This window comes from Pectobacterium sp. S5 (assembly GCF_051707265.1).
GTDB classification, from domain to species: Bacteria; Pseudomonadota; Gammaproteobacteria; order Enterobacterales; family Enterobacteriaceae; genus Pectobacterium; species Pectobacterium polare.
Genome location: NZ_JAULSZ010000003.1, coordinates 475,073 through 501,488, shown reverse-complemented (window position 1 = coordinate 501,488; position 26,416 = coordinate 475,073). Strand labels below are relative to the sequence as shown.

The following is a 26,416-nucleotide window of genomic DNA, read 5'->3' as shown; positions in this document are numbered from 1 at the left end:
GCCAGCATTATTCTCTTCAACTCTTTTCTGCAAAAAACGTCTCGCAGTACATCAGGCACCGAGATCGGTATCCTGCTGTGAATGCAGCAATTCACGCACCACGCTGGTCGCAAAACTGCCCGCAGGTAGCCAGAACGTCACTTCTACGGTCACATCGTCCTGCCATTCCCAGTGCATCTGCTGCGGATACAGCAGCACCGCACGCCGGGCAGGTTCGACCCGCTCACGCTTAACCAAAGACCACAGCGTGTCTTGTCCGACCAAAGCCTGTTCTTCAAATACCCGCGCGTCATCCTGCGTACCCAGTTCACCATCACCAGGCAGCGGCGCGGTAATCTGGAGTTCACCCGCATCAAGGCGCGCCTGTAAAACGTCTAATTCGTCAGGCTTAGCAACAAACCAGCTGCCGCGTCCTGTTAGCTGCAATGCGTCACCACACAAGACGGTTTTCGCCTGCTGTCCCGCGAGTCGTGCACTGGCAACCTGATTAAACATCGCACTGCGGCTAGCGGAAAGATAAAAACTCCGCTTACTGCGTTCTTTTACTCGAATCTCGTTATTTGCCCAAAGACGAGCCTGCTCAAGATTATTTCCATTGCGTCCGAAACGCTGGCTGCCGAAATAATTAGGCGCGCCGTTCGCGGCAATCAGCGTCAAACGAGCGTCAACCTCGTTTCGGTCGCTGACCTGACGCAGCACCAACGTAAAATGGTTACCTCGCAGCGTACCGATCCGCAGCTTGCGACGATGGCGAGTCACCTCAAGCACATCACAGCCTTCAAGCTCCAACAAGGAGAAATCTGGCGTCTCTTTTCCCGGCATGTGCAGGCAGAACCACTGTTCGGTGACAGCATGACGATCTTTCAAGCCCGCATAGCTGACGGCACGCAGCGGTAGACGAACAAATTTCGCCAGCATCTCGGCCACAAATTGCGTATTACAGCCGCGCTTGCGTACACGTACCAATACCTGCTCACCGTCACCATCTGGCTGAAATCCCAGATCTTCCACCACCAGAAAATCTTCAGCAGTGGATTTCAATGAGCCGGTAGCCTGTGGTTCACCGTGTAACCAGACGAGTTGTTCGCTATTTTCCATCATTATCCTACAAAGTGCATGGCCGGATGACGCACGGCCACGACATTGTTTTTTATACTGTTAACTTTCTATGACTGATAAGACTATCGCTTACCACGCAACAATTTCGCCCGTTCCTTTTTTCACCAGCAGAGCAACGGCTTCGCAGGCAATGCCTTCGCCGCGACCAGTAAAGCCCAACTGTTCTGTTGTGGTCGCTTTCACATTGACGTCGTCCATATGACACTGCAAATCTTCCGCCAGATTCACGCGCATTTGCGGGATATGCGGTGCCATTTTCGGCGCCTGCGCAATAATCGTGACGTCCAGATTGCCCAACTGGTAGCCTTTTTCATTGATACGACGCCAGGCTTCACGCAGCAGGCCACGGCTGTCCGCGCCTTTAAAGGCCGGATCGGTATCAGGGAACAGCTTGCCAATGTCACCCAGCGCGGCAGCACCCAACAGGGCATCGGTCACGGCATGCAGCACCACATCCCCATCGGAATGCGCCAGCAAGCCTTGAGTATAAGGAATTCGCACGCCACCGATCACCAGCGGACCTTCTCCACCGAACTTATGGACATCAAAACCGTGACCGATACGCATCGCGCGTTCTCCTTATCTGTATTTAACGAATAAATTTAGCGAATAAAATGGGGTTACTGCAAACTGGTTAAATAGAATTCGGCTAATGCCAAATCCTCTGGACGAGTGACTTTGATATTATCCGAACGTCCGCTGATAATTTGCGGGCGATAGCCACAGTATTCCAACGCGGAGGCTTCATCTGTGACGGCAACGCCATCCTGAAGCGCCCGTTGCAGGCACTGTTTCAACAGCGCAGCAGGAAAAAGCTGCGGCGTCAGCGCATGCCATAAATCGTTACGTTCTACCGTGCGATCGATAAACCCGTCCGTACCGCGCTTCATGGTGTCACGAACCGGCGCGGCCAGAATTCCACCAACGTCACTCTGCTCAACAATCGCCAGCAGGCGCGTCAGATCGTCCTGATGCAGACACGGACGCGCCGCGTCATGCACTAACGCCCATGCGCTATCGGCAACGGCGGACAGCCCAGCCAGCACGGAATCCGCACGCTGCTGCCCACCCGTTACGGCACAAATACGGGGATCGTTGGCAATCGCCAGGGTATGAAAGAATGCGTCATCAGGACTGATAACGACGACGACACGCTGCACGCGTGAATGGCGTAAAAGCGCGTCGATGGTATGTTCAAGAATGGTTTTATGGCCGGTCGCATCATTGCCAATCGTCAGATACTGCTTAGGACGATCGTTTTGCATCCGGCTGCCGTTACCCGCAGCGGGTAAAACGGCAACAATGTCAGGCGGGGAAAGGCGTGGTGTCTGCATGCGTCAACGTTGTGTGTTGTTGGATGGAGCGTTATTAGATGACGTCGTATTCGCGTTACGATGGTTCGATTCTGGCACCAGACGATAGAAGCTTTCACCGGGTTTAATCATCCCCAGCTCATTGCGTGCACGCTCTTCAATCGCTTCCTGTCCGCCATTGAGGTCGTCAATTTCAGCAAACAGCTGTTCGTTACGGTCTTTTAATTTGGCATTGTTCCCCTGCTGGACAACAACATCATCTTTCACCCGAACATAATCATGAATGCCATTCTTGCCCAGCCACAGTGAGTACTGAAGCCAGCCAAGCAATATCAATAATAACAGCGTAAGCTTTCCCATCCCGCCCCCTGAAAAACCGCCTAATCATCCCATAACTTTTGTTTCGACTCCACTGTGTCCGGCAGTGGGAGGCAATATTCACCCTGCCGCGTGCCCAAATGGAGATATTTCGGGCAGAAGATCACGCCAAACGCGCGCCCGCGCCACACTCACGTCGTCCATTCATCCTCTCGTACTTTCTATTCATCAAAAGACGCAAGCGCATAGCGTCTGCCTGGCTAAAACCGTCCATAGGAAAAACGTCAGTTGAACCATTAATGCTATCTGTGTATTTTTATGCATACAAAGTGCATAAAAAAAGAAAGTTTTACATTTAAACCAGGAGAAAACCATGTTCAAAAAATTGTTATTCGTTGGGGCGCTCTTCACCACCGCCCTATCCACTACCGTACTCCCCACCAGCGCCTTCGCCGCGGAACCCACTTACGTTGTAGGCTCTGGCGGAACCTATCGTCCCTTTGAATTTGAAAATGCGCAGAAAGAGCTGGAAGGCTTTGATATTGATATTATTAAAGCAATCGCCAAGGCGGAGAATTTTAATATCAAGTTGATCAATACGCCGTGGGAAGGGCTCTTCGCGACCCTTAACTCCGGCGACCGCGACATTATCATTTCCGGTATCACGATTACCGACAAACGTAAGCAAATGGTCGATTTCTCCGCACCGTATTTCCCAGCCGAGCAGTCCATCGTGGTGCCTAAAGGCTCGACGATCGACTCAATTGCGGCGCTGAAAGATCACAAAGTCGGCGTTGTGAACTCCAGTACTGCCGATATCGTGGTCTCCGATGTATTGGGTAAAAACAGTACATCGATTAAGCGCTTTGATAACACCCCGTTAATGTTACAAGAGCTGTATGAAGATGGTGTGGGCGCAGCGGTTGGCGACGTGGGCGTGGTGAAGTTTTACATTAAGACGCACCCTGAAAAACAGTTCAATCTGGTTTCCGACGCTAAATTCGAACGCCAGTATTTCGGGATCGCCGTCGCGAAAGGTAACGATCAGCTGCGCGCGAAGATTAACTCCGGGCTGAAAAAAATCGTTGCTGATGGCACCTACGCCAAGATCTATCAAACCTGGTTTGATAACAACGTTCCGACCTTACCCGCAGAATAACGCCTGCAAGACACTGCGCATCTCTCCAGGTCTCCACTGCCTCACACGAGACGTCGCATTAACCGGACAGCTAGCCTGTCCGGTTTAATTTAGAGTAATCATTACGTTAGCCTATTCAAAAAAGGAAACGATCTTGACGGGATTTCGTTGGGAGATCATTCAGGAATATGCCCCGCTGTTTATGGAAGGCACCTGGATGACCATCAAATGCACCATTATCTGTGTCATTCTTGGCACCTGCTGGGGATTAACGCTCGGATTAGGTCGCTTAGCGCAGGCACCGCACGGGCCGTGGAAATACATCCTGCACTACGGCGTGCAATGGCCAGTACGCATCTACATCAGCGCCTTCCGCGGCACGCCGCTGTTTGTACAAATCATGGTGGTACACTTCGCGCTGGTGCCGCTGTTCATCAATCCACGTGATGGATTGCTGGTGACCAGCAATATTATGTCGGTCGATTTTGCCCGCACGCTACGCTCAGATTACGGCGCGTTCCTCTCTTGCATCGTGGCGATTACGCTGAATGCGGGTGCCTATGTCTCTGAGATATTCCGCGCCGGTATTCAGTCGATCGATCGCGGCCAGATGGAAGCGTCACGCTCTCTCGGCATGAGCTATGGCCGCACCATGCGGAAAGTCATTCTGCCACAGGCTTTTCGCCGCATGCTGCCACCGCTGGGCAACAACGCCATCGCGATTGTTAAAGATTCATCGCTGGCTTCGGCAATCGGATTGGCGGATCTCGCCTATGCCGCTCGTACGGTGTCAGGGGCTTACGCCACGTACTGGGAACCCTACCTGACGATCTCTATCGTTTATTGGGTTATTACTTTCCTGCTTTCGCTGCTGGTGCGGCACATGGAAACGAGGTTTGGCAAAAGTGATTCACGTTAAAAACCTGCAAAAACAGTTTGGTGATACGCATGTCCTGCGCGGTATTTCCTGCGACATCGCCCCTCAGGAAGTGCTGTGCCTGATTGGCCCATCCGGTTCAGGAAAAAGTACCTTTCTGCGCTGCATCAACGCACTGGAGACGCTGTCGGCAGGCGAGATCACGGTCAACGGTTTTGCCATTCACGATCAGAAAACCAATATCAATCGCGTGCGTGAAAGCGTGGGAATGGTGTTCCAGCGCTTTAATCTGTTTCCGCACATGACGGTGCTGGAAAACATCATTATGGCACCGATGGATGTGAAAAAATTGCCGCGAGCACAAGCCGTTGAACGGGCTAAAGCGTTGCTCAGCAAGGTTGGCCTGCTGGATAAAATCGACGCCTGGCCGAATAGCCTGTCCGGTGGACAGCAACAGCGTGTCGCGATTGCCCGTGCGTTAGCGATGGAACCCGCGATCATGTTGTTCGATGAACCGACATCCGCGCTGGACCCGGAGCTGGTTGGCGAAGTGTTAGCGGTGATGAAAACGCTGGCGAATGAAGGCATGACGATGGTCATCGTGACCCATGAAATGGCCTTTGCCAGAGAAGTGGCCGATAGGGTGATTTTTATCGATCAGGGAGTCATTCAGGAACAGGGAACGCCAGAAGCGATCTTTACTCATCCGAGTAACCCGCGTACGCAGGCTTTCCTAAGCAAAATACTGTAAAACGGTAAACCACAGGCTGTCAGCGTCTTCCACGCTGGCAGCCTTTTTCTTTTACCACCCCGTCAGAAACGAAAATACCAGCCAAAACAGGCAGACCACCGTCAGCCCTGTCGCAAAAAGCGTATAAAAAAGATAGCCTCTCAACAGGAAGCTAAACCCGACGCCAACCAGCACTGAAAACGGCATCAGCGCCAGAAAAAACGGCCAGGTGTAGAGCATGAAGAAAAACGTGGTATTAGAGCCGTATACTAGAAAAGGGATAGTAAAGGCCAACCAATAAAAGGAGAACCCCGTTACCGCCCCCATAAACAGGTAGGAAACGCCGTCATCTTCTTCTTGTTGCGCTGGCCGAGTCTTGCTAATCGTTAACTGCGTGGCATTTTGCATAATCTTTCCCATTCGTCCCCTCATCACCCACAAGCGCGGTGAAAAAAGCGGGATATCAGAGCTTGATAATAGCTCTCTTGCCCAGCAGATCTAACAATTGGCCTGTCAAATTTGTTACTAATTGTTCGCCATCCAGATGACTATCCGGCGCTTCCGGCGCTTCATAAGCCGAGTCGATTCCGGTGAAATTACGCAGCTCTCCGGCACGGGCTTTTTTATACAACCCCTTAGGATCACGTGCTTCACAGGTCGCTAACGGCGTATCCACGAAGACTTCGATGAACTGCCCTTCGCCCAGTAAATCCTGCACCATTTTACGCTCGGCGCGGTGCGGCGAGATAAACGCGGTCAGGACTACCAGACCCGCGTCCACCATCAGTTTGGCAACTTCACCCACGCGACGGATATTTTCGCGCCGATCGTCGTCGGTGAAGCCTAAATCGCGGCACAAACCATGCCGCACGTTGTCGCCATCCAGCAGGTAGGTGCTGACACCACGCTGATGTAGCGCCTGTTCCAGCGCCCCCGCCAGCGTGGATTTACCGGATCCAGACAACCCGGTAAACCAGATAACGACGCCCTGATGACCATGCAACTTCTCGCGCGACTCTCGGGTGACATCGTGCGCATGCCAGACGACGTTATCGTCAGTCGGTTCATCGCGTAAAGACACGTTATTTGCCTCCCAGCAGATCGCGCGCACCCCAATGTGGGAAGTGGCGACGTACCAGCGCATTCAGTTCCAGCTCAAACGCGCTGTGTGCACCCGGTTCCTGATACACCTGTTCGATAGGTTCCCGCACCAGCCCAGCACCGACCGTGACGTTGCTCAGACGGTCGATAAAGATCATCCCGCCCGTCACCGCATTGTGCTGATAGTTGTCCAACACCAGCGGCTCATCAAAAACCAGCTCAACCGAACCGATACCATTCAGCGGCAGGTTCTCCGCTACGCGTTGCGTCAGCGTATTGATCTCAACCTGATACTGAATATTCTCGACCCGAGCGCGCGTTTTCTTACCGCCAATCTTGATGTCGTAGCTTTGTCCCGGCACCAGCGGCTGCTCTGCCATCCAGACAACATCCACCAGCGCATGCTGCACCGCTTTCAGCGATTCGCCGCTATCAACCAGCAGGTCACCACGGCTAATATCCACCTCATCCGCCAGCACCAGCGTAATCGCTTCACCCGCCTGCGCCTGCGGTAAATCCCCGTCAAAGGTCACAATACGGCTGACGGTGGATTCTACGCCGGATGGCAGCACTTTAACCCGTTGCCCAACGCGGATGATGCCGGATGCCAGCGTTCCCGCGTAGCCACGGAAATCCAGATTCGGGCGATTCACATATTGCACCGGAAAGCGCATCGGCTGTTCCAGCGTGCGCTGTGCCACATTGACCGTTTCCAGCACGTCCAGCAGCGTCGGTCCGGTATACCAGCCCATCGTCGTACTTGGCGTTGCGACATTGTCGCCATCCAGCGCGGAAATCGGCACAAAGGTGATATTCAGGTCGGCAGGCAGCTGCTGAGCAAAATCCAGATAATCCTGCTTAAACTGCTCAAACACCGTTTGCTGATAATCCACTAAGTCCATTTTGTTCACCGCCACCACCAGATCGCGAATCCCTAGCAGGGTCGCAATAAAGCTGTGGCGACGAGTCTGATCCAATACGCCTTTGCGAGCGTCAATCAGCAGAATCGCCAACTCACAGGTTGATGCGCCGGTCGCCATGTTGCGGGTGTACTGCTCGTGTCCTGGCGTATCGGCGATGATGAATTTGCGTTTTTCCGTGGAAAAATAGCGGTAGGCCACATCAATCGTGATGCCCTGCTCACGTTCAGCCTGAAGCCCATCGACCAGCAGTGCCAGATCCAGCTTTTCGCCCTGCGTGCCCAAACGCTTGCTGTCATTGTGCAGCGTACTGAGCTGATCTTCATAAATCTGGCGCGTATCGTGCAGTAACCGGCCAATCAGCGTACTTTTTCCATCGTCGACGCTACCGCAGGTCAGGAAACGCAGCAGCGTTTTATCCTGCTGCGCGTGTAAATACGCCTCCACACCGCCCTGCTCGGCGATCTGCTGTGCAATCGCATTATTGATGACGACTGCATCTTTCTCAGCCGCATTGTCTGCCGCTGTGTCTTTTAAAGAAATTTGGCTCATTCGACGATTCCTCAGAAATACCCTTGACGCTTTTTCAGCTCCATTGAACCGGCCTGATCGCGGTCAATTACCCTTCCCTGACGCTCACTGGTCGTGGAAACCAGCATCTCTTCGATGATTTCCGGCAGCGTCTGCGCATGCGATGCCACCGCGCCCGTCAGCGGCCAGCAGCCCAGCGTGCGGAAGCGCACCATGTGTTGTTCGATCACTTCACCAGGTTGCAGATCGATGCGATCGTCATCCACCATCAGCAGCATGCCATCGCGTTCCACCACCGGACGCGGCGCGGCCAGATACAGCGGAACAATATCGATATTTTCCAGATAGATGTATTGCCAGATATCCAGTTCGGTCCAGTTGGAGAGCGGGAAAACTCGGATGCTCTCGCCTTTGTTAATCTGGCCGTTGTAGTTATGCCACAGCTCCGGGCGCTGGTTCTTCGGATCCCAGCGGTGGAAACGGTCGCGGAAGGAGTAAATACGCTCTTTGGCACGCGATTTCTCTTCATCGCGGCGCGCCCCGCCAAACGCGGCATCAAAACCGTATTTATCCAGCGCCTGCTTCAGCCCTTCCGTTTTCATGATGTCGGTGTGCTTGGCGCTGCCGTGCACAAAGGGGTTAATCCCCAGCGCTTCACCCTGTGGGTTGCGGTGCACCAGCAGTTCACAGCCGTAGGCCTTTGCCGTCTTGTCGCGGAATTCGTACATTTCACGAAATTTCCAACCGGTATCAACGTGCAGCAGCGGGAAAGGCAGCGATCCCGGATAGAACGCCTTGCGCGCCAGATGCAGCATCACCGAAGAGTCTTTGCCGATGGAATACATCATCACCGGGTTACTGAACTCGGCCGCCACTTCGCGGATGATGTGAATGCTTTCAGCTTCAAGCTGCCGTAAATGCGTGAGTCGTTTCTCGTCCATACCCTTTCCTTAAGCCAAGTTTACTACCGCTGGGCGGCTGTCTTGCGGCACCGTCGGCGTTGTCTGACCAAACCAGGCAATCTGATGGTGCAGATCCACCACCTCGCCAATCACCAGCAGCGCCGGTGTCGGCGCTTGCCGTGCCAAATGTTCTAACTGTTGCAGCGTGCCAATTTGCACCTGCTGATCGTGTCGGGTGCCGCGACTGATCACGGCAACGGGCGTCTGCGATGAACGACCATGCGCGATCAGCTGCTGCGAAATCTCGGCGGCCTTCATCGTTCCCATGTAAATCGCCAGCGTCTGACGGCCACGCGCCAGCGTTGACCAGTCCAACTCGTCGCCATCCGGGCGACAGTGTCCGGTAATAAAAAGTACGCTCTGCGCGTAGTCACGGTGCGTCAACGGAATCCCCGCATACGCCGTGACGCCCGCCGCAGCCGTTACGCCGGGCACCACCTGAAACGTGATGCCGGCCTGCGCCACCGCTTGCAGCTCTTCGCCACCGCGGCCAAAAATGAAGGGATCGCCGCCTTTCAGGCGCACTACCCGTTTTCCTTCCTGCGCCAGCGTAACCAGTAGCTGATTAATCTCATCCTGTGGTAACGAATGTGCGCTGGCGCGTTTCCCCACGCAGATGCGTTCAGCATCGCGGCGCACCAGATCCAACACGTCGGCACTGACCAAATGGTCATACAGCACCACGTCCGCCTGCTGCATCACCTGCAATCCGCGCAGCGTCAGCAGTCCGGCATCGCCGGGGCCTGCGCCAACCAGTGCGACTTCACCGCGTGCGGCCGCTGGCTGTTGCTGTTCCTCTTGCTGAAGCGCCAGTTGCTGTTGCAGTTCGTCTTCGGCCTGCGCCAGTTGCCCAGCGGACACCAGCGACGCAAAGCGTCCGACAAACAGCCGTTCCCAAAAACGACGGCGTGCTGGCATCGAATGCAGTCGGGTTTTAATTCTGTCGCGCCAGCTTCCGGCGATGTCCGCCATCGTGCCCAAACTGGCGGGCAGTAATGATTCCAGCTTTTCACGCAGCAGACGCGCCAGCACCGGCGCTTGTCCACCCGAGGAAATGGCTACCACCAGCGGAGAGCGATCGACAATCGAGGGGAAAATAAACGAGCACTTTGGCTGATCGTCCACCACGTTCACCAGCAAATGACGCTGATTCGCCGCCTCAAATACCGCAGCATTCAGCTCGGCGTCATCCGTAGCGGCAATCACCAGAAACACGCCGGATAACAGTTCCGGTGTAAAAGAGTGTGCCAGCCATTCAACCTGCCCGGCCTGATGCTGCGCCGCCAACGGTTCCGCCAGCGCCTGCGCGACAATTTTTACCTCCGCACCCGCGCGTTGCAGCAGATCGATTTTGCGCGTAGCAACCTCGCCGCCGCCAACAACCAGTACTGGGCGCTGACGAAGATCGGCAAATAAAGGGAGATAGTTCACAGTCGCCTTAACTAAGCAAAAAAATAGATAATGCGACTATACGGTGAGGACAGAACACTTATGAAATGCCGAATTGGAATGACAAGTTCCGTAATGGAATAACAACACGTTTACAACCGCCAGCAGGACGCCTGACGCAATCGGGCATCCATTTGATTGCGCCATCGGCGTTCAACTACAGGCTTGATTCTTGATCCTGACCATTTGTGTAACATCGTCACCGAGCAGTTGATCCAACTGGCCTTCGCGAATCCATTGCACGATCTGGACTTCGATATCCACCGCGTGGTCCTGAAGATCTTGATGGTATGAGCCGGGCAAATAGAGGAAGGCCGCAAATCCCTCATCATGCAGTTGGCGCGCTTCTCCACGGGCAAAGCGGTCGATCTCAATGCTCATCGCATCAAGATTGGCCTGGCGGGCAAGCGCCGCCGGGTCAATCAAACGCGAGTGCATCAGGCCAACGGTTGGCACGTCGGGTATCGCCGCTTTTACCGCTCTCAGTTGAACGTAGTCAAACGAAGCGAATTGCAGCAGATCGGCACAGTCCAGTTCATCGATGAGCTTCCTCAGCTTCGGGAAGAGTATCTCATTGCAATCATACACTTTGAATTCAAGCTGATAGATGATGCCGAGCTGGCGGGCGAACAATAGAGCATCCCTGAGCAGCGGGACGCGTTCTCCCGCGAATTCCTGACTGAACCACTGCCCAGCATCGAGTTTGGCAAGCTCAGAATAGGTCATGCCTTGCACGAGGCCTCGCCCATTGGTGGTGCGGTTAACCGTCTCGTCGTGAATCAGGACTAATTCACCATCACGCGTAATTCTTAGATCGGTTTCGCAGGTAACGCCGAAACCCGCATGTTCAAACGCCTTGTTAAACGCAGCAAGGGTGTTTTCTGGTGCGCCAGCACTGTGGCCTCGATGACCTCCGAGGCGTATTGTCGCAGGCGTCATTCGTAGTGGATTCATTGTCATTCTCCTTCGTTGTATTGCGTTTAACCTTATTGCGTTTAACCACGGCTCCTCATTTCAGTGTCGGATCGGACAGGTCACGTAACCGATCGCCAATGAGGCTGATAGTGAGCGACAGAATGAAGATGACCATGCCCGGGACAATGGATATCCACCATGCGGTCATGATGTAGTCGCGCCCCGCCCCCACCAACGATCCCAAACTGACCTGTGGCGGTTGCACCCCGAGGCCAAGGAAGCTCAGCGACGACTCCAGAATGAGGATTTCAGGCATCACCACCGTGAAGGTGACCAGCACGACGGCAAAGATATTGGGAAAAACGTGGACGATCGCGATACGAAAGCCACCCGCGCCATTGCGAAGCAAGGCAGCGATATACGGCTTCTCCAGTTCAAGGCTGGCCATCGTCCGCGTCAGGCGAGCGAAACGTTCCCAGCCGAACAGCCCCAACAGGCAGATGAAAAGCGTGAGGCTGTTACCGAGAAAAGCCAGAACCGTGAGCGCAATGATGATAAACGGCATCGACGCCTGAAAATCAATCGCCACCCGAATGATGGCATCCGCTAAACCGCGACGGAAGCTTGCGATCAGGCCAAGCGACGTCCCGATGATCAGGCTGATGATCGATGCGCCGAGGGAGATAAAGAGGCTCATACGCAGCGCATAGAAGACGCGGCTTAAGATGTCGCGCCCCATCTCGTCGGTGCCAAACCAGTGTCGGGAGCCGGTTCCAAGGTGAAACGGCGGCATATGTCGCGCTCTCAAATCTATCTGCGCAAAACCATAGGGCGAAAGCGTGTCAGCGAAGACGGCAAGCACAACGGCAATCACAATGATCCCAATACACACGATCAACAGCGGATTAGCGTGGGGAAACCGGGCGAATAAACCAGAAGGCATCTTTGACGTGGAGGGCGTATCGGTCATGACACACGCCCCCGAGACCGCTGTGAGTGGCGCAGGCGGGGATCGATCATCACATGCAGGAAATCAACGAACAGGTTGGCACTGACCATCGCCACCGTGATGAGAATGACAATGGCCTGAACCACCGCTACATCGCGGGCAGCAACAGAATTGATGAGCAGAAGGCCCACGCCGGGCCAGGCAAATACCGCTTCAATCACGGCGGATCCGCCAATCATTCCGCCGAGCAGGAACCCGAACAGCGTCAGCAAAGGCAGTGCCGCGTTCGGCATCACGTGCCTGACGATCAGCCCCCACTCGGAGACACGTTTCGCCCGAGCGGCAAGGATATAACGCTGCCCGATGACTTCAAGCACGCTTGAGCGAACGAATCTCGCGATGACACCAGCATTGTAAAGCCCGATAGCCAAGGCAGGCATCACCATGTGGGCAAGCGTCGCACCTCCCCCTGATGGCAGTATCCGCAGCTGTACGGCGAAAAGCTGGATTAGGAGAATGCCGGTCAGGAAAGTGGGAATAGAATGCGTCAGCACAGCGAGGCCGATTACTGCGCGGTCAATCACCCCACCGCGATAGTGCGCCGCGACGACACCCAGCGGAATCCCCACCGCAAGCGCCAGTACAAGCGAAGCCGCCATCAGCCGCAGCGTTGCGGGGATCTTTTCCATAATCATGGCAAGCGCATCCTGACCGCTGCGCAGCGATGTACCAAAATCCCCCGTCACTATGCGCCCGAGATAGGTGAAATACTGTTCGCTCACGGGGCGATCCAATCCCCACTGCTGGCGGAGTATGTCAATGACCTGCGGCGGCGTTTCGACACCCAGGAGCGACGTCATCGGGTCACCGCTGATGCGCAGCATGACGAAAGTAAAGGTGACGGCAAGGAACACCGTCACTACCGCACGCAGCGCTGAGCCAAACAGGGTGTTCAGCATGCCGCTCTCTCCACCAAAATGGGGCGGCTGTGTACAGCATCCGCAGCAATCGGCCGACGCCGTCCTTTCGGCACGGCAGCCAGCAGTTTTACGGTGTAAGGATGGGCGGGCTCGGCAAACACGTTTGACGTCGGTCCGCTCTCTACCACACAACCCTCCTGCATCACGGCAACCCGATGCGACACGTGGCGTACAACACGCACATCGTGACTGATCAACAGGATCGAAAGACCGCGCTTTTCCTGAAGATCGAGCAACAGATTGAGCACCTGCGCCTGAACCGACACATCCAGCGCCGAGACAGGTTCATCGCACAACAGAACCTTCGGCTCAGCCACCAGCGCCCGAGCGATAGCGGCGCGCTGTCGCTGCCCGCCTGACATCTGATGCGGATAGCGATCCAGCATGGTGATGGGGAGAGCGACAGCGCTGAGTGCTTCCTTAGCCCTATCGCGCCACTCACTCTTGCTCCCGATAGCATGGATCAAGAGCACTTCCGCAATCTGCCGACCGATGGTGTGGCGTGGATCAAAGGCACCGAGCGTATCCTGCGCTACAACCTGAAGCACCCGCGCCAAACGCCGACGATTCGGTTTGAGATAGTGGGAAAATGGCTCGCCAAAGAGTGACAGCGCTCCACGGTCAGGCTGGCGATCGCCGCAAAGTAGCGCGGCAAGGGTCGATTTCCCGGATCCCGATTCGCCGACCAGACCGAGCGTTTCACCTTGTTCAAGCGATAAAGACACGCCGCGTACCGCCTGTTTGCCAGCCCGGCGGTTCGTCAGCAGCGAAAATCCGGCGTGATAGGTGAAATCCAGATCGCGGGCGTCGAGAATGGGCATTCTGTCCATCGCGTTCACACTCATGGCACGCTCCCCGCAGAGAGTGATGAGGTCGCCGTATCACGCTGCCAATGTTGGGGGATCTCCACCAATCGGCTTAGCGGTTCACCGCTTCCCGGCATCGCGTCCAGCAGCAGTTGAGCGTAGGGATGGCTCGATCGCTCGTAGATATTTTCGGTCGTATCGATCTCCACGATCTCGCCACCGTACATAATGGCAATGCGATCGCAGACCTCCGCAACCAGGTCGAGATCGTGGCTGATGAAGATCATGGCAATGCCACGGCGGCGCACCAGCGAGACAAGCAGCGACACGACCTGCTGCTGGACGGTAACATCCAGCGCCGTCGTCGGTTCGTCTGCGATGACGAGCTGCGGCTCCAGAGCAAGTGCCATCGCGATCATCACACGCTGGCACATACCGCCAGAAAATTGTGAAGGATAGTCATGGTAGCGCTTCTCTGGCTGGTCGATAGCGACGTCTTTCAGCATCTGTAGCGCAATCTGGCGGGCTTCCTCCACTGAATGCCCCGCACTTCGCGCAGCCTCCGCGATTTGTTCGCCAACGGTACGTACCGGATTAAGGCAGGATATCGGTTCCTGAAAGATCATGCCGATCGGCGGGAGCTTTTTCGCCACCAGCGCGTTATGCAGTTCGGAAGCGGCGAACGTTTGGCCGCCAATCGTGACCGAACCAGAGACAAGCGCGGTAGCGGGCAGAAGACCGGCCACCGCAAGGCATGAAAGCGATTTTCCAGATCCGCTCTCACCCACAATCCCCAGAATTTCACCTTCACCGACCTCAAAGGATATTGACTTCACCGACGTGGTTCTGGCCTTCCCCGCGAGAAAGGCAATACTCAGATTTTGAATAGAAAGAATGGATTCAGTCATGATGACACCCTCACTTGGCAGCATTAACAAAGGAGAGGTTTTGTGGGCCAAGATCCATCGCGAAAACTGGCTTCGGCTTCCACTTCACCTTGTTGGAAACCCCGTAGAAGACAGCGTTCTGGTACAGCACGGTGATCCCTGGATCCTTCCATTCAATAATGTCCAACATCTCGGAGAAGATCCTGGCGCGATCCGCTGGGGCAACCGTCGGTTCAAGCTTGGCGCCGAGCTGGTCAAATTCATCATTAACCCAGATTTTCTGCGTGCCCAGCGCTGCGGTCTTTGCGAACCCCATCGCATAGACGGAAACGTAAGGATCGGGAATCGCGGCGGTGCTGGACCAGTTACCTACCGCCCGACTTGAGGTATTTTCAAACAGCTTGCCGGACTCAACAAACTCCATCCTGGCGTTGACACCCACCGCCTGCCACATCGCCACCACGGCTTCACTCACCGAGTTTTCCGCCGTGTAGTAATTGTTTTGTGAGCGGAGCGCGATCGGTTCACCGTGATAACCCGCCGCCTTCAAGAGCTGCCGCGCTTTGTCAGGGTTATATTCGTATTTTGGGCGATCCTTCATGTAGATAGGGCCGAAAACTTTGAACTGCTCGCCATTCGGCACCACGGTTCGTCCGTTCCAGATAGAATCGACGATCGCCTGACGGTCAATTGCAAGGATAAGCGCCTGACGAACACGCGGATCCTTGAGTGCGGGGTTATATTTGTCGAAGAACAGGATACGGTTGTTTGGAACGGGACCACCGACGATCTTCGCGTTACCCGACTGGTTCACCATCTCAAGCTGATCCGGCGGCAGATCGGTGGCAATGTCGTAATCCCCTGCGATAAGGCCAGCGATACGCGATGAGACTTCCGGCACCATTCTGAAGGTGACACGCTTCGCATTCGGCTTGCCACCAAAATACCGATCGTGCGCCACCAGCGTCACATGGTCATTGGCTACCGACTCCAGAACCTTATAGGGACCCGCGCCGACTGGCTTCTGCTTCCACTTGGCCCAGTCACCGCCCATCTTCATCCAGGCATCTTTGCTGATCACCACTGCGGCATAGCTTGCCAGCCGCTGTAACAAAATCGGATCTTTAAACTTCGTGACGAAACGGACAGTGTCAGGATCCACCACCTCGACATGATCAAGGCTGCTAAAATTTGTCAGATAGGTGGGATAACCGGGTGCTTTCGGATCGGTCAAACGTTCCGGTCCGAACGAAAAGGCGACGTCTTCCGCCGTCATTTCGCGACCATCATGAAAAATGACGCCCTTGCGAAGCGTCACTTCAAGCGTTTTATCGTCGATCCATTTCCATTCCGTCGCAAGGTTCGGCTGTACCGAGAAGTCGCCATCAATATTGAGCTTGAGTAAGGTTTCGTGGATCGACGGATTGTTGCGGAAAGCGACATTAGACGCCGCATCAACCGGTTCCTGTGTCTCTGGGTTTTTCTGAACCGCGATCCGTAACTCAGGACGCGTGTCCTCCTGAGCAAGCGCGATGCCACCAGAGAGGAAAACAGCAAACAGCACCACGGCACCGATAAAGCTCGTTCTCTTCATGTCAGGCACTCCCTCAGTCAGCGGGTTCGCCAAGTCGCGTCCGCTACTGAACACGCTTGAATTTGTTTAAATAACGATCAAATGTTGACCAAATCCTATCTTTGCAAGATGACGGTGTTATGACGACAATTCGCTTATTGCGACAGGACAGAGGGAGGTAAAAAGCAGAAGATGGCGCTACAAAGTGGCTGGCGGCCTGTCTGAAGTAAACATCACGAGTAAAATATCTCGTTCGCACTCTGTGGCCGAAAATAAAAAACCCCATGTAGAACATGGGGTTTGTGATCGGTCTAAAGCACGTTGTGGGGGCGTTTTACCCTTCGTGCAATCCGCATTCGCGTTTCAGGCCGAAGAAACGGGTTTCTTCTTCGGCCATACCCGGTTCCCACTTGCGGGTGGTGTGCGTATCGCCAACGGACAGATAGCCCTGCTCCCACAGTGGATGGTAACCCAGGCCGTTTTCTTTCAGGTACTGGTACACCGTTCGGTTATCCCAGTCGATAATCGGCAGGAATTTGAAGACGCCGCGCTGAATCGCCAGCACCGGTAATTCACCCCGGCTGCCGGACTGCTCACGACGCAGGCCAGCAAACCATGTTTTCGCCTTTAACTCGCTCAGCGCCCGATTCATCGGCTCGACTTTATTCAGCAGGTTGTAGCGCTCAATGCCTTCCACGCCCTGCTCCCACAGCTTGCCGTAGCGCGCCTCTTGCCAGGCCGGGGATTCAGCAGCGCGATACACTTGCAGATTCAGCGTTAACTGCTCTGTTAGCGCATCAATAAACTGATAGGTTTCAGGAAACAGATAGCCGGTATCCGTGAGGATAACCGGAATATCCGGCCGCTGTTGCGTCACCAGATGCAGCGATACTGCCGCCTGAATGCCGAAGCTGGACGACAACACATAGTCGCCCGGCAGATTCTCCAACGCCCAGCTCACTCTTTCCTGCGCAGACAGCGATTCAAGCTGGCTGTTCACCGTAGCCAACGCTGCCGCCTGTTCCGCTTTCGGTAACGCGTTGAGCGCCTCAAGATTAAATTCGGCCATCAGGCTCTCCTGTCAGTCATAAAAATCGCGAGCGGGATCCAGCACCGGTTTAATGATGTTGGTACGAATCACAAAATCCCCGAAGCCTTCATTGCGCTGGCGATCTTGCGCCCACAGCCCGATAAGCCGATCGATTTCCGCGAGGATTTCGGTTTCATTAATGTTTTCGCGATACATACGCGGAATGCGTGTCCCCTCGCGATTCCCGCCAAGGTGCACGTTATAACGCCCCATCGCTTTGCCCACCAGACCGATTTCCGCCAGCATGGCGCGGCCACAGCCGTTCGGACAGCCCGTCACGCGCAGAACGATGTGTTCATCGCCCACGCCGTGCTGCTGCATAATGCCTTCGACTTTCGTGACGAACTCCGGCAGGAAGCGTTCGGCTTCCGCCATCGCCAGCGGACAGGTCGGGAACGATACACAGGCCATCGAATTCTTGCGCTGCTCGCTGACGCCGTCATCAATCAGGCCATGCTCACGCGCCAGCGCATCAATCTTCGCTTTGCTCCGCGCAGGAACGCCCGCAATGATCAAATTCTGGTTCGCCGTTAACCGGAAATCCCCTTTGTGGATCTTGGCAATTTCCGCCAGACCGGTTTTCAGCGGACGGCCTGGATAATCCAGAACACGACCGTTTTCAATAAACAGCGTCAGATGCCATTTATTGTCGATACCTTTCACCCAGCCGATACGATCGCCACGTCCGGTGAATTCATAAGGGCGCACCGCTTCAAATTTCACACCGGCACGCGCTTCCACTTCCTGCTTGAAGTTATCTACGCCTACACGCTCCAGCGTGTATTTGGTTTTCGCGTTTTTACGGTTGGTGCGGTTACCCCAATCGCGCTGTGTGGTCACCACCGCTTCCGCGATTGCCAGCGTATGTTCAATGGAAATGTAGCCCAGTTCACTGGCGGTACGCGGGTAAGTTTCTTTGTCGCCGTGCGCGATAGAGAGCCCACCGCCCACCAGCACGTTAAAGCCCACCAGACGGCCATTATCGGCAATCGCCACGAAGTTGAGATCGTTCGCATGCAGATCGATATCATTCTGCGGCGGGATCACGACCGTAGTTTTGAACTTACGCGGCAGATACGTCGAGCCCAGAATCGGCTCCTCATCCGTCGTTGCCACTTTTTCCTGATCCATCCAGATTTCAGCATAGGCGCGCGTGCGCGGCAGCAGATGCTCAGAAATCTTTTTCGCCCACTCATAGGCCTGCTGATGCAGTTCGGATTCTATCGGGTTAGACGTACACAGCACGTTACGGTTCATGTCATTCGCCGTCGCCAGCGCATCCAGTCCGATGCTATTCAGCATCTGGTGTACCGGTTTCACGTTCGATTTGAGAATACCGTGATACTGGAACGTCTGGCGGTTCGTGATACGAATGCTGCCGTAGATCGTATTTTCAGTCGCAAATTTGTCGATCCGTAACCACTGCTCTGGCGTCATCACACCACCGGGCAGACGGCAACGCAGCAGCATCGCATGGCGCGGTTCCAGCTTCTGCTCGGCACGTTCGGCGCGAATATCGCGGTCATCCTGCTGATACATACCGTGGAAACGGATCAGCAGAAAGTTATCGCCCCTGAAGCCACCGGTCAGACCATCATTCAGATCTTCAGCAATCGTGCCGCGCAGAAAGTTACTTTCTGTCTTCATGCGCTCTGCGTCAGCGAGTTTCCCTTCTACCACCAAGGGACCGGGGTGTTTTTCACTGAAAATGTATTTTTCACTCATTAGTACACATCTCGCTGATAACGGCGCTCAAGGCGCAGATCGCTTAAAAACTCATCGGCCTGTTCACTGTCCATGCCGCCATGCTCAACTATCAGTTCCAGCAGTGCCCGTTCGACATCTTTCGCCATACGGTTAGCATCACCACACACGTACAGGTGCGCGCCATCCTGAATCCAGCGCCAGACTTCCGCGCCTTTTTCCCGCAGTTTGTCCTGCACATAAACCTTGTTCGCCTGATCGCGTGACCAGGCCAGATCGATGTTGGTCAGCAGGCCATCTTTGACGTAGCGCTGCCATTCCACCTGATACAGAAAATCTTCCGTAAAGTGTGGGTTACCAAAGAACAGCCAGTTTTTCCCTTCTGCCCCGTCGGCATCGCGCTGCTGCATAAACGCGCGGAACGGCGCAATGCCGGTGCCCGGCCCAATCATGATGACCGGCGCGTCGGAATTCGCCGGCAGACGGAAGTTATCGTTATGTTCGATGAAGACGCGGACTTCATCATCTTCACTCAGCCTGTCGGCCAGATAGCTGGAGGCACCACCGGCGCGCTCGCGGCCTTCGTATTCATAGCGCACCACACCAACGGTGATGTGCACTTCGCTTTCGGCTTCCGCCTGCGAGGAAGCGATAGAGTAAAGGCGCGGCGTCAGCGGACGCAGCAGGCCCAGCAGTTGCTCCGCCGTCAGCTCAGTCGGCGCTTGTCGCACCATATCCACCAGCGGTGTGCGCTGTGCGAACTGTTGAAGCGCAGGCTTATCGGCCAGCAGCGACAACAGCGTTTCATTACGCGACAGTGCTGCATATTTCTCGACAATCGGTGCCGTGTTCTGCGTCAGCTCAAAGTGGCTTTTCAGCGCTTGCGATAATGGCAGCGTCTTGCCGTCAACGCTGACGGACTCGTCGCCTTTCAGCCACAGCAGTTCCAACAATTCCTGAACCAGCGCAGGATCGTTATCGAACCATACGCCCAGCGCATCTCCCGGCTGGTAACGCAAACCAGAATCGCCCAGATCGATCTCGATATGGCGAACATCTTTTTCGGAGTTACGCCCGGTCACTTTCTGATTTACGGCAAACGTGGCATGCAGCGGTGAGGATTTGCTGTACGGGCTGCTGGTAATTTCATCCAGTGCGCCCTGAGCGGCAATCTGCGCGACGGCTTCGCCCTGAACCGGCACCCGCGCCTGCAAAATATCAACCAGCTGGCGTCGCCATTGTTCGGCAAGCCCCTGATAATCCACATCGGCATCCACGCGATCCAGCAGGCGTTCAGCGCCTAGCTCAGCCAGACGGCTATCAAAATCCTTACCCGCCTTGCTGAAGAATTCGTAAGAGGTATCACCCAGACCAAACACGGCAAACGCGGTGTCTTTCATCTCCGGGGCTTTTTTGGACAGCAGGAACTTGTGCAGCGCGACGGCTTCTTCCGGCGGCTCCCCTTCCCCCTGCGTCGAGGCCACGATCAGCAGCAGTTTTTCCTGCCCGATTTGCTTGAATTTGTAATCACCCGCATTGACCAGATTGACGGACAGCTTGGCTGCCAGCAGGTCGTCACGCAGCTGTTCCGCCACCCGACGTGCATTGCCCGTTTGTGAGGCGGAAATCAGCGTAATCGTTTGTACTGGCACAGTGACTGCGGATGCTGTCGTTGCCGTGGCGGCGATCGCCCCCGGCTGCACATTCCCTGGCTGCTGTACTAAACCCCAGAAATAGCCGGATAGCCAGGCCAGCTGCGTCGATGAGAAATCACCGGTTGCCGCCTGTAAACGCGTTAATTGCTCCACACTCAACGGAAGCAATGAAGTGGGGGAAACCGGAGTAGTCATTGTGATTTCTGTTTCCTTGTGCCTGTGCTGTTAGCCAACGACGCTAATACAAAAACATGCAATAAAAAGATGGATGGAGGATAAGGGTAACGATCTGCATCTTAACAATTAAAGAAATGATGGAAATATTAAATAACCAAAATGACTAAATGGTTTTTCTGATAGTCCTTATTGCTTAAAGTGTTATGCCTGATAGCACGTGCGCTTCATGCCTGTTGCGGGAGAAATGTCGGTAGGATGTCATGGGGAAGAAGGGCTGCCATGCAGCCCTCTATGTAGACGATACTCGCTAAATTTTCAGGACCTTCATGCCGAAATCGTCAGGATGAACGATGTTTTCGAGCTGACCGACCTGCTGCAAGTCGCCATTAGAAACGACGCTGCTGATATTGGTATCAGGAAAACGAAGGTTCTTGATGAGATGCACCACGATAGGCTTGCCCTTTTTATCAATATCCATCACCCACCCGATGAAGCCTCCCGAATATTTCGCCAGACTGCCGATGGGGTAGAGGCCATAAATCTGCACGTATTTGACCAGCACGGCCTTATCATAGGCCGCGTTAGCCTCATAGATGTTGCGATAGGCGGCCAAGGGCGTGCGGGGAGAAATACCATTACGTGCATGCCTGAGCTTATTAATCGCCTTAATCACAGAGACCAGTCGGACTAACGTCGATAATTGATCGGCGCGTTTGCCTTGCGGATAGCCGCTGCCATCTAAACGCTCGTTAGCATTCTCAATCACATCGCGGCAGGTGGGGGTTATCGCCCAGCCCAGTTCACGTAACTTCGCGCACAGCACTTCCACATGACCGCTAAGGATCGCCTTCTGCGCCGGGTTCATATTGACCTTCAGCGACGGAAGACGGGCGTTGACCAGCAGCGGCTTGCCCATGGTGTGTAACAACGCCCCAAGCACCGCCTCGCGGACGTGAGGATCGTGTGGATCGGCAATTAACAGCATATCTGCCAATTTCCCCGCGACCTGCACCGCATGTCTGACCCAGTCCGCCTCATCGCGTAGGAACGACAGCGCATACAGAAAAGCCTTTCGATCTTTTTTGACCATATACAGCAAGGTATCGACACAGTCATAAAAGATCTCAACGGGCAGTTGATTGCGCGTTTTGATGTACATCAGCCCAATCTGAAGCCGATGGGCAATCTCCATGACGCCGCGTTCCATCGGCGTCTGGCGGGTACGTTTCTCTCGTTCCTGACTTTCTCGCAGCAACAGATTTTTCTCCTTAGTGCCCGGAATGAACAATGGAGATGAATACACCATGCTGCCAGTAATGCCGGTTCGGTATGCAGCCTCTCTTTCCGACTCATTCGTATAATGAAGTAGGGCTTCAGACTGGGATGAGGATAAATGGATAAATTGGATGCCGACGGCCGCATAGCCATTATTTCCAAAGGGGCGTATATGACGGATTTTCCCCTCAGCATAAAAACTTTCTCCGTTAGGGAATTCAAGCGTAATGCCGGGGATATCTTGGCCCACTTCAATCGCAATACTCTCAACCAGATCGATTTCGACCAGACATCCACCGGTCGATAAATTACGTAGCGTTCCGGGCACATTCAGCGTGTGTAGATAAACTTCAATGCGAGCACGAGCCTGCATGCCAAGAATAAAGGGAATACGAATCGCCCCTCTGTTCTCAGTGACAAAAACAGATTCTGGCAAACGACATTCCAGACGATAAAACATACTGTCCGTCTTGAATAATTGGGTAGAAATATTACACAGACTGTAGGTTTCTCGTTCGATGTTATCCGTGCCCTTGAGCGCCTCCAGATCAAAATTCAAACCACCATCGGCAAGATATCTGTCGATATCCGAGCCAGAGTATTCCACATCTAACACGATACGATTTTTATCCGGATTCAATTCCGCAACGTCGGCCTTTAATGCATATAGCATATCCTTGGCATAGATAGACATCACATAGGGATGTTGCAGTAATGCGCTAATCACTTTAGCGGGAGGAGGAGAAAAGTGTTCCACGATAAGATCTACCTATTAACGCGACAGTGATATACCCCAAAATCCAAAAAGGATTTCTCTTTTAATAGAAACGAATATTTACACGAAATTAAATTTTTACACAAAAATCAAACACGGTAGAAAAACACCTATCATTACTGGTAAAAGCCTCCAAGATTTAATTTATTAATTTTTATTCACCCTAATACCATGACGAAACGACGATCTTTACGTCATTTATCATCCTAACAAGGATGCTATGAAGTCACAATGATCGCACACACCCACCAAATTGATTAAAATTCAAACAAAAACAAAATAAAAACCAATTAAACAAAAAACAATGAAATTAAAAATTAGTTAAATGATAATTAATGGAATAAAGCACCAAAGCAAACATAGATTTAAGCGATCATTATTTTTTATTCAATAGCTAAAGACTATCAAACGTGAATAATTGATCATTTAAAACAATTTCCAAATATTCCAAATCATTGTGTAGAATCCAAACGAGTCACACTATCGAGTTTCTATTTCCAGGGAGAGGGTGAGTAATCAGTAAAATGAATACAACAACATTGAATATCGATGGAAAAATTCTTAGGCTGACAGCAGAATTTCAGCCTATTATCCATCTCCCTCAAAATAAAATATTCCGCTATGAAGCCCTCGCCAGGTTTTATAACTCAGAAGGCGTTTTAACATCAACTCAGCAGACCATCGATAAAATTGAGGAGTGTAAAGCAATCGATAAAGTGACAGATTTTATGTTTGATGTGGTCTGTCAGGTAATAAAAAACAAAAGTAGCATGACAATATCATTCAATCTGTCACATTTACTCTTTAATAATTCCGCCTATCTGGAAACGTTATACCAAAAATGCCTCATGCATGAGGTTAACCCAAAGAATATAGAAATAGAGATCAGTGAAAAAACGACCCGGCAGCAGCTAATAGATGGGATACCCTTTTTAAATCAGGCCAAGAAATATGGTTTTATGATTTCATTAGATGACTTCGGCGCAGGAAATCTACAAATAGACAGCCTGAGTTTGTTTGACTTCGATACCATAAAAATCGATCGCTCTATTATCGATGGCATCGGGAAAGAAGAGACCAAATCACAAAAACTAAAGGTCTTATTGAACAAGCTCATTCCTCTTGGCGTAAACATTATCTGTGAAGGCGTTGAGAAAGCGACCGATTTGAACCGGTTAAATAAATATCACCCCATTGGGATTCAAGGATATATCTTCTATCGCCCACTCACATTCAGCCAATTAAGGCTGCTGGAAGGCTTTTAGCTGGCATCCTCGATTTTTCTGCCTCGCCAACAACACCTTAGACGATCACGATTAGCGAACAGGCTCACATTTCTGGCGTTCGCCTCAGGAATTTATCCTTTGCAATCACACATCAATGCGATACTCACGCCAGTGGCAACGGGAGAAAAACGATGTGGCAACGACGCGCGCTGGAACTCAATACGCAGGATATTTGGCACTGGCAACAGGTCATCTCGGTCGTCGATTACGCCCGTGAACAGGGTTTTAATACGCTGGTGCTGGGCGCGGCGGATTTGCTGGATAAGCTGGTGACGCCGGAAGCCTACAATAACGCGCGTTTTGACGATCGCATCAGCAGCCAGCAACGTTCACGCTGCGTTTACCTGAATCAGGTCGCGGCGCACTGTCGCGAACAGGGGCTAGCGCTGTATCTGCAATGCAAAGAGCTGTCGTTTCCCACAGATTTACTGCTCCATCACCCAGAATTACTGGACGACAAACATAGCCTCCGCATGGATACCGATTTTTGGTGCGACTACCTTGCCGCCAAAGTCGAGCTGCTGATGCAGCAGATCCCACGGCTGAACGGCCTACTGCTGGCGATCTCCAACAGCGATAGCCTGCTGCGCTTTTCAGCCCCTTCTGGCGATGCGATCAACGGCGTCGTTCCCGTCACCACGCACTGGCCGACCCACGCCGACAGCGAGCAGATCTATCACCGTTTATTCTCCGCCGTCGCCCGTGTGATGCACTACCACCAGCGTCATCTGGTATTGCGCGCGTTTCCCGCCAGCCATCAGGATATCGGTAATGTCCTGAACGCCATTCGCACGCTGCCAGAATCGGTCTCTGTCGCTATTAAAGTCACACCGGAACGCTTCTGGCCCGAGTTTCCCAATAACCCCGCGCTGCTGGATATCAGCGGGCGTGAGGTCTGGGTTGAGTTGGATCTGGCTGGAGAAGAAGTCGGCTGGGGCAATCTCCCCTTCCTGCGCTACACCGAAGTTCAGGGACGGTTGCTGTGGTGTCGGGAGAAAAATCCCGCAATAGTCAGCGCCCTGTGCCGCATCAGTTGGGAAGGGGTGGATAATCACAGCGTAATCGGCACGCTGAGTGAATTCACGCTGTTTGCCTGTTCCCGACTGCTGACTAACCAGACCGCAGCGGCAAACGAAAGCACGCTGTTTGCCGAGTGGCTAATGACGCGCTACCAATGGCAACCGGACGATACCGTGCTGCATGCGATGCTCGCCTTGTTGGAGCAGGCTCATCAGGCCATTTCTCTGTCGCTGTATGCGCGTCACCACGTTTTCCATCGTCACAGCCTGCTGCCAACCAGCTTTGGTCAGGCGATCTGGAGCCTATACGGTCAGCTCAACCGTAACCACTGGCTACCGGGTTCCGGTCAGGATATTACGTTCGATCCGCAGCATGCCGAGCTGGCGTCGCAGAATCTCTATCACATTGCGAAAGAGAAAGATGCCGCCTGGCAGCTGGCGGAACAGTGCCAGCAGGCCGCCCTACAATTCTCCCGCGAACACGCGATGCCGGAAGCGCTTAGCGTGCGCTGGCAGCAGGAATGGCGCGGCCTAACGCTGTATTGCCGCGCCTTTGTTCACGCGCAGAAAGCCTTCTTTACGCTGCACTACTGCAAACAGGTGGAGAACAACTGGACACTGCGGGAAATCGCCAAAACCAATATTCAGGCGCTGTACGGGATTGGGCATGAGATGGAGGATTTCTGCCTGCAACACCGAGATTACCCGGTGAGCCTGCATGTGATGTTTGATGCCGGGCGTCCACGCGCGTTAGCCGATAGCCTGCAACAGCAGTTGGCTGAACTCACGTAACGCACCGGCAGTCCCTACATTAATCGATAACTACATTAATCAATAACGCTCTGAATCAATAACGATCTTAGTCAG

24 protein-coding genes are annotated in these 26,416 nt (G+C 53.6%); 5 read left to right on the top strand and 19 right to left on the bottom strand.

Annotated features, from left to right (window positions below; genetic code table 11):
- Positions 1-51 precede the first annotated feature (51 nt).
- From truD to ftsB, 4 genes are all read right to left on the bottom strand, one after another.
- On the bottom strand, positions 52-1,098 hold the full coding sequence (gene truD / locus QWJ20_RS14685) for a tRNA pseudouridine(13) synthase TruD (protein ID WP_433992835.1): 1,047 nt from the start codon (positions 1,096-1,098) through the stop codon (positions 52-54).
- Positions 1,099-1,188: 90 nt separating this feature from the next.
- Positions 1,189-1,686 carry a 2-C-methyl-D-erythritol 2,4-cyclodiphosphate synthase gene (gene ispF / locus QWJ20_RS14680; protein WP_014916457.1) on the bottom strand — a complete coding sequence of 166 codons (498 nt, stop codon included), beginning with the start codon at positions 1,684-1,686 and terminating at the stop codon, positions 1,189-1,191.
- A gap of 53 nt (positions 1,687-1,739) precedes the next feature.
- Positions 1,740-2,453: a 2-C-methyl-D-erythritol 4-phosphate cytidylyltransferase gene (gene ispD, locus QWJ20_RS14675; RefSeq protein ID WP_010681586.1), complete on the bottom strand. Its 714-nt coding sequence runs from the start codon at positions 2,451-2,453 to the stop codon at positions 1,740-1,742.
- A 3-nt stretch (positions 2,454-2,456) separates the two neighbouring features.
- A complete protein-coding gene (ftsB, locus tag QWJ20_RS14670; RefSeq protein ID WP_010681587.1) occupies positions 2,457-2,792 on the bottom strand; it encodes a cell division protein FtsB in 336 nt (111 codons plus the stop codon).
- Between the two features lie 331 nt (positions 2,793-3,123).
- On the opposite strand from ftsB, the gene QWJ20_RS14665 reads away from it, so the two are divergent.
- From QWJ20_RS14665 to QWJ20_RS14655, 3 genes are all read left to right on the top strand, one after another.
- Positions 3,124-3,909, top strand: a complete 786-nt coding sequence (locus QWJ20_RS14665; protein WP_433992834.1) for a basic amino acid ABC transporter substrate-binding protein — start codon at positions 3,124-3,126, stop codon at positions 3,907-3,909.
- Positions 3,910-4,042: 133 nt separating this feature from the next.
- Positions 4,043-4,807 carry an amino acid ABC transporter permease gene (locus tag QWJ20_RS14660; RefSeq protein ID WP_010681589.1) on the top strand — a complete coding sequence of 255 codons (765 nt, stop codon included), beginning with the start codon at positions 4,043-4,045 and terminating at the stop codon, positions 4,805-4,807.
- The gene (locus tag QWJ20_RS14655; RefSeq protein ID WP_010681590.1) at positions 4,794-5,516 is read left to right on the top strand and encodes an amino acid ABC transporter ATP-binding protein; all 723 of its coding nucleotides are present in this window, start codon (positions 4,794-4,796) and stop codon (positions 5,514-5,516) included. The genes QWJ20_RS14660 and QWJ20_RS14655 overlap by 14 nt, the downstream gene beginning before the upstream one ends.
- A 51-nt stretch (positions 5,517-5,567) precedes the next feature.
- On the opposite strand, the gene QWJ20_RS14650 is transcribed toward QWJ20_RS14655, so the two are convergent.
- The 15 genes from QWJ20_RS14650 to QWJ20_RS14580 form a co-directional block, all read right to left on the bottom strand.
- Positions 5,568-5,903 (bottom strand): DUF3561 family protein, encoded by a 336-nt coding sequence (locus QWJ20_RS14650; protein WP_029368162.1) that lies wholly within the window; start codon positions 5,901-5,903, stop codon positions 5,568-5,570.
- A 55-nt stretch (positions 5,904-5,958) separates the two neighbouring features.
- Entirely contained in the window at positions 5,959-6,639 is a 681-nt protein-coding gene (cysC, locus tag QWJ20_RS14645) for an adenylyl-sulfate kinase (RefSeq protein WP_201723197.1), read from the bottom strand.
- Positions 6,578-8,005: a sulfate adenylyltransferase subunit CysN gene (gene cysN, locus QWJ20_RS14640; RefSeq protein ID WP_433992852.1), complete on the bottom strand. Its 1,428-nt coding sequence runs from the start codon at positions 8,003-8,005 to the stop codon at positions 6,578-6,580. The genes cysC and cysN overlap by 62 nt, the downstream gene beginning before the upstream one ends.
- 74 nt (positions 8,006-8,079) lie before the next feature.
- The gene (cysD, locus tag QWJ20_RS14635; protein ID WP_433992833.1) at positions 8,080-8,988 is read right to left on the bottom strand and encodes a sulfate adenylyltransferase subunit CysD; all 909 of its coding nucleotides are present in this window, start codon (positions 8,986-8,988) and stop codon (positions 8,080-8,082) included.
- Between the two features lie 9 nt (positions 8,989-8,997).
- Positions 8,998-10,440: a siroheme synthase CysG gene (gene cysG, locus QWJ20_RS14630; protein WP_109412479.1), complete on the bottom strand. Its 1,443-nt coding sequence runs from the start codon at positions 10,438-10,440 to the stop codon at positions 8,998-9,000.
- Between the two features lie 171 nt (positions 10,441-10,611).
- Positions 10,612-11,412: a glycerophosphodiester phosphodiesterase gene (locus tag QWJ20_RS14625; RefSeq protein WP_433992832.1), complete on the bottom strand. Its 801-nt coding sequence runs from the start codon at positions 11,410-11,412 to the stop codon at positions 10,612-10,614.
- 55 nt (positions 11,413-11,467) lie between these two features.
- Complete coding sequence (locus QWJ20_RS14620; RefSeq protein ID WP_433992831.1) at positions 11,468-12,343, bottom strand: ABC transporter permease; 876 nt, start codon at positions 12,341-12,343, stop codon at positions 11,468-11,470.
- Positions 12,340-13,281: an ABC transporter permease gene (locus tag QWJ20_RS14615; RefSeq protein ID WP_095992762.1), complete on the bottom strand. Its 942-nt coding sequence runs from the start codon at positions 13,279-13,281 to the stop codon at positions 12,340-12,342. The genes QWJ20_RS14620 and QWJ20_RS14615 overlap by 4 nt, the downstream gene beginning before the upstream one ends.
- Entirely contained in the window at positions 13,275-14,147 is an 873-nt protein-coding gene (locus QWJ20_RS14610) for an ABC transporter ATP-binding protein (RefSeq protein ID WP_433992830.1), read from the bottom strand. The genes QWJ20_RS14615 and QWJ20_RS14610 overlap by 7 nt, the downstream gene beginning before the upstream one ends.
- A complete protein-coding gene (locus QWJ20_RS14605) occupies positions 14,144-15,016 on the bottom strand; it encodes an ABC transporter ATP-binding protein (RefSeq protein ID WP_433992829.1) in 873 nt (290 codons plus the stop codon). The genes QWJ20_RS14610 and QWJ20_RS14605 overlap by 4 nt, the downstream gene beginning before the upstream one ends.
- Positions 15,017-15,026: 10 nt before the next feature.
- Positions 15,027-16,589: an ABC transporter substrate-binding protein gene (locus tag QWJ20_RS14600; protein WP_433992828.1), complete on the bottom strand. Its 1,563-nt coding sequence runs from the start codon at positions 16,587-16,589 to the stop codon at positions 15,027-15,029.
- Between the two features lie 313 nt (positions 16,590-16,902).
- Complete coding sequence (locus QWJ20_RS14595) at positions 16,903-17,637, bottom strand: phosphoadenylyl-sulfate reductase (protein WP_433992827.1); 735 nt, start codon at positions 17,635-17,637, stop codon at positions 16,903-16,905.
- A 12-nt stretch (positions 17,638-17,649) separates the two neighbouring features.
- Complete coding sequence (gene cysI, locus QWJ20_RS14590; RefSeq protein ID WP_433992826.1) at positions 17,650-19,383, bottom strand: assimilatory sulfite reductase (NADPH) hemoprotein subunit; 1,734 nt, start codon at positions 19,381-19,383, stop codon at positions 17,650-17,652.
- Positions 19,383-21,212, bottom strand: a complete 1,830-nt coding sequence (gene cysJ, locus QWJ20_RS14585) for an NADPH-dependent assimilatory sulfite reductase flavoprotein subunit (protein ID WP_433992825.1) — start codon at positions 21,210-21,212, stop codon at positions 19,383-19,385. The genes cysI and cysJ overlap by 1 nt, the downstream gene beginning before the upstream one ends.
- Positions 21,213-21,501: 289 nt before the next feature.
- Positions 21,502-23,226 carry a PilZ domain-containing protein gene (locus QWJ20_RS14580; protein ID WP_433992824.1) on the bottom strand — a complete coding sequence of 575 codons (1,725 nt, stop codon included), beginning with the start codon at positions 23,224-23,226 and terminating at the stop codon, positions 21,502-21,504.
- 542 nt (positions 23,227-23,768) lie between these two features.
- Between QWJ20_RS14580 and QWJ20_RS14575 the strand changes: the two genes are divergently transcribed.
- Together QWJ20_RS14575 and QWJ20_RS14570 are read left to right on the top strand one after the other, a co-directional pair.
- Positions 23,769-24,509 carry an EAL domain-containing protein gene (locus QWJ20_RS14575; RefSeq protein ID WP_268579212.1) on the top strand — a complete coding sequence of 247 codons (741 nt, stop codon included), beginning with the start codon at positions 23,769-23,771 and terminating at the stop codon, positions 24,507-24,509.
- A 152-nt stretch (positions 24,510-24,661) separates the two neighbouring features.
- The gene (locus tag QWJ20_RS14570) at positions 24,662-26,341 is read left to right on the top strand and encodes a hypothetical protein (RefSeq protein ID WP_433992823.1); all 1,680 of its coding nucleotides are present in this window, start codon (positions 24,662-24,664) and stop codon (positions 26,339-26,341) included.
- Positions 26,342-26,416 lie beyond the last annotated feature (75 nt).

Coding starts and splice junctions, on each gene's coding strand:
- QWJ20_RS14595 (WP_433992827.1), bottom strand. CDS start 17,637: ATGGCCGAATTTAATCTTGAGGCGCTCAACGCGTTACCGAAAGCGGAA.
- QWJ20_RS14605 (WP_433992829.1), bottom strand. CDS start 15,016: ATGACTGAATCCATTCTTTCTATTCAAAATCTGAGTATTGCCTTTCTC.
- ftsB (WP_010681587.1), bottom strand. CDS start 2,792: ATGGGAAAGCTTACGCTGTTATTATTGATATTGCTTGGCTGGCTTCAG.
- cysI (WP_433992826.1), bottom strand. CDS start 19,383: ATGAGTGAAAAATACATTTTCAGTGAAAAACACCCCGGTCCCTTGGTG.
- QWJ20_RS14610 (WP_433992830.1), bottom strand. CDS start 14,147: ATGAGTGTGAACGCGATGGACAGAATGCCCATTCTCGACGCCCGCGAT.
- QWJ20_RS14575 (WP_268579212.1), top strand. CDS start 23,769: ATGAATACAACAACATTGAATATCGATGGAAAAATTCTTAGGCTGACA.
- QWJ20_RS14665 (WP_433992834.1), top strand. CDS start 3,124: ATGTTCAAAAAATTGTTATTCGTTGGGGCGCTCTTCACCACCGCCCTA.
- ispD (WP_010681586.1), bottom strand. CDS start 2,453: ATGCAGACACCACGCCTTTCCCCGCCTGACATTGTTGCCGTTTTACCC.
- QWJ20_RS14615 (WP_095992762.1), bottom strand. CDS start 13,281: ATGCTGAACACCCTGTTTGGCTCAGCGCTGCGTGCGGTAGTGACGGTG.
- cysD (WP_433992833.1), bottom strand. CDS start 8,988: ATGGACGAGAAACGACTCACGCATTTACGGCAGCTTGAAGCTGAAAGC.
- QWJ20_RS14650 (WP_029368162.1), bottom strand. CDS start 5,903: ATGCAAAATGCCACGCAGTTAACGATTAGCAAGACTCGGCCAGCGCAA.
- cysC (WP_201723197.1), bottom strand. CDS start 6,639: ATGCGCTGGTACGTCGCCACTTCCCACATTGGGGTGCGCGCGATCTGC.
- ispF (WP_014916457.1), bottom strand. CDS start 1,686: ATGCGTATCGGTCACGGTTTTGATGTCCATAAGTTCGGTGGAGAAGGT.
- cysJ (WP_433992825.1), bottom strand. CDS start 21,212: ATGACTACTCCGGTTTCCCCCACTTCATTGCTTCCGTTGAGTGTGGAG.
- truD (WP_433992835.1), bottom strand. CDS start 1,098: ATGGAAAATAGCGAACAACTCGTCTGGTTACACGGTGAACCACAGGCT.
- QWJ20_RS14625 (WP_433992832.1), bottom strand. CDS start 11,412: ATGAATCCACTACGAATGACGCCTGCGACAATACGCCTCGGAGGTCAT.
- QWJ20_RS14570 (WP_433992823.1), top strand. CDS start 24,662: ATGTGGCAACGACGCGCGCTGGAACTCAATACGCAGGATATTTGGCAC.
- QWJ20_RS14620 (WP_433992831.1), bottom strand. CDS start 12,343: ATGACCGATACGCCCTCCACGTCAAAGATGCCTTCTGGTTTATTCGCC.
- QWJ20_RS14600 (WP_433992828.1), bottom strand. CDS start 16,589: ATGAAGAGAACGAGCTTTATCGGTGCCGTGGTGCTGTTTGCTGTTTTC.